The sequence below is a fragment of the Mangrovihabitans endophyticus genome, assembly GCF_014646155.1.
Taxonomy (GTDB): Bacteria; Actinomycetota; Actinomycetes; order Mycobacteriales; family Micromonosporaceae; genus Actinoplanes; species Actinoplanes endophyticus.
The window spans coordinates 1-2,814 of record NZ_BMMX01000098.1 but is presented as its reverse complement, the minus strand read 5'-3'; the positions used below and the strand labels follow the sequence as shown (position 1 = coordinate 2,814).

General features: G+C 74.0%; 1 protein-coding gene. It reads left to right on the top strand.

What is annotated here, in order from left to right:
* On the top strand, window positions 1-2,814 hold a 2,814-nt coding region (locus IEY73_RS32460), incomplete at both ends, for a type I polyketide synthase (RefSeq protein WP_189083179.1).

The window sequence follows — 2,814 nt, the reverse complement described above, 5'->3', positions numbered from 1 at the left end:
GGCGGCCGGGGCAGCCGGGTGGCCCGCTGGCTGGCCGCGCACGGCGCCCGGCACGTGCTGCTGCTCAGCCGCCGCGGCCCGGCCGCCCCCGGCGCGGCCGAGCTGGAAGCCGACCTGCGCGCCCAGGGCGCGGGCGTCACGGTGCTGGCCGGCGATGCCCGTGACCGGGATGCCCTGGCCGCGGCGATCTCCGCCGTGCCGGCCGGGACGCCGCTGACCGCGGTGGTGCACGCCGCCTCGGTCGTCGACGACGGCGTGATCGACGATCTCACCGGCGAACGGTTCGCCGACGTGGCGGACACCCTGGTGCGGCCGGCCATGCACCTGGACGACCTCACCGCGGACCGGGACCTGGACGCGTTCGTGCTGTTCTCCTCGGTGGCCGGCAGCGTCGGCAATCCCGGCCGCGCCACCCTCGCCGCCGCCGGCTCGGTGCTGGAGGCCATCGCCCACCGGCGCCGCGCCCGCGAACTGCCCGCCACGGTCATCGCCTGGGGCGCATGGCGGGAAGCCGACGGCGCGCCCGGCGACAAGCGCGGCGGCACCCCGCTGCCCGCGGTGCACCCCGACCTGGCGATCGCCGCCCTGCAACAAGCGGTGACCTCCTCGGCGGCCACCATGACGGTGCTCGACCTCAGCCAGGGAAACATCCTGGACACCCTGGTCGGTGTGCGCGGCAACGCCGCGCTGCGCGAGCTGCCCGCCGCCAAGGACGCCGTGGAACGCGCCACGGCGGCCCGGCTGACGACCGGGTCGGCAACCGCGCACCTGCGCGAACGGCTGCTGCCCCTGGCGTCGCAGGACCGCGACGCGCTGGTGCTGGACCTGGTCCGCGCCGAAGCGGCCACGGTGCTCGCGCACCAGTCGGCGGCCGACATCGGGCCCCGCGCCGAATTCCGTGACCTGGGCTTCGACTCGCTGACCGCGGTGGAACTGCGCAACCGGCTGTCCACCGTCACCGGGCTGCGGCTGCCCGCCACGCTGATCTTCGACTACCCGACACCGACCGTGATGGCCGCGCACCTGCTGGCCGAGCTGCTCGGCGAGGAACCCGATGCGATCGCCCCGCTGCCCGCCGTCGCGGCTACCGGCGACGATCCGATCGTCATCGTCGGCATGGCCTGCCGGCTGCCCGGCGGGGTGCAGTCACCGGACGACCTGTGGCGGCTGGTGGCCGGCGAACACGACGGCATCAGCCCGTTCCCCGCCGACCGCGGCTGGGACCTGGCCACGCTCGCCGCCGGCGGCGCCGACGGCCAGGGCCGCAGCGCCTGCCTGGAAGGCGGCTTCCTGAACGGCATCGCCGACTTCGACGCCGCGTTCTTCGGCATCTCGCCGCGCGAGGCGATGGCCATGGACCCGCAGCAGCGGCACCTGCTGGAAACCTCCTGGGAGGCGTTCGAATCGGCGGGCATCGACCCGCAAACCCTGGCCGGCAGCCCCACCGGTGTGTTCATGGGCACCAACGGCCTGGACTACTCGACGCTCATCGCGCAGTCCCGCGAGGACGTCGGCGCGCTGTCCGGCACCGGACTGGCCTCCAGCGTCATCTCCGGCCGGCTGTCCTACACCTTCGGGCTGGAAGGACCCTCGTTCACCGTGGACACGGCGTGCTCGTCGTCGCTGGTGGCGCTGCACTCGGCGGTCGCCGCGCTGCGCGCCGGGGAATGCTCGCTGGCACTGGCCGGCGGTGTCACGGTGATGGCCACCCCGGTCAGCTTCACCGGATTCAGCGTGGACGGCGGGCTGTCCCCGGACGGGCGGTGCAAGTCCTACTCCGAGGCCGCCGACGGCACGAGCTGGGCCGAGGGCGTCGGCGTGCTGGTGGTGGAGCGGCAGTCCGACGCGATCGAGCGGGGCCACGACATCCTGGCCGTGGTGCGCGGCACCGCGGTCAACTCCGACGGCGCGTCCAACGGCATCACCGCCCCCAACGGCCCGTCGCAGCAGCGCGTCATCCGGCAGGCGCTGGCCTCCGCCGGCCTGGGCTACGCCGACGTGGACGCGATCGAGGGCCACGGCACCGGCACCCCGCTGGGTGACCCGATCGAGGCGCAGGCGCTGCTCGCCACGTACGGCCGGGACCGCGAAACGCCGCTGCTGCTCGGCTCGATCAAGTCGAACATCGGCCACACCCAGGCGGCCTCCGGCGTCGCCGGCGTGATCAAGATGGTGCAGGCCATGCGGCACGGCATGCTTCCGCGCTCGCTGCACCTGGACCAGCCGTCGACGCACGTGGATTGGGCGATGGGCAACATCCGGCTGCTGGCCGAGCCGTCGGCCTGGCCGCGGGTGGACCGGCCCTGGCGAGCCGGGGTGTCGTCGTTCGGCATCAGCGGCACTAACACGCACGTCATCATCGAACAGGCACCCGCGCCCGCACCCGCCCCGGCATCGTCGGCGTCCGCCGCCACGGGTCCGGTGCCGCTGCCGGTGTCGGCCAAGTCCGGGCGCGCCCTGGACGCCCAGATCGACCGGTTGCGCGACTGGCTGATCGAACACCCCGAGCAGGCACCCGCCGAGGTGGGCCGCTCGCTCGCCGAACGATCCGGGTTCGCCCAGCGGGCGGTGCTCGACGCCGACGGCGCCGAACTCGCCCGCGGACTGGCGAAGCCGCGCCACGTCGCAATGGTGTTCACCGGTCAGGGGTCGCAGCGTGTCGGGATGGGCCGGGAGTTGTACGCCCGGTTCCCGGTGTACGCGGCGGCGTTCGACGAGGTGTGCGCGCATCTGGACATCGATTGGGATGGTCTGGATGACACGGGTAATGCGCAGCCGGCGATTTTTGCGGTGGAGGTGGCGCTGTTCCGGCTG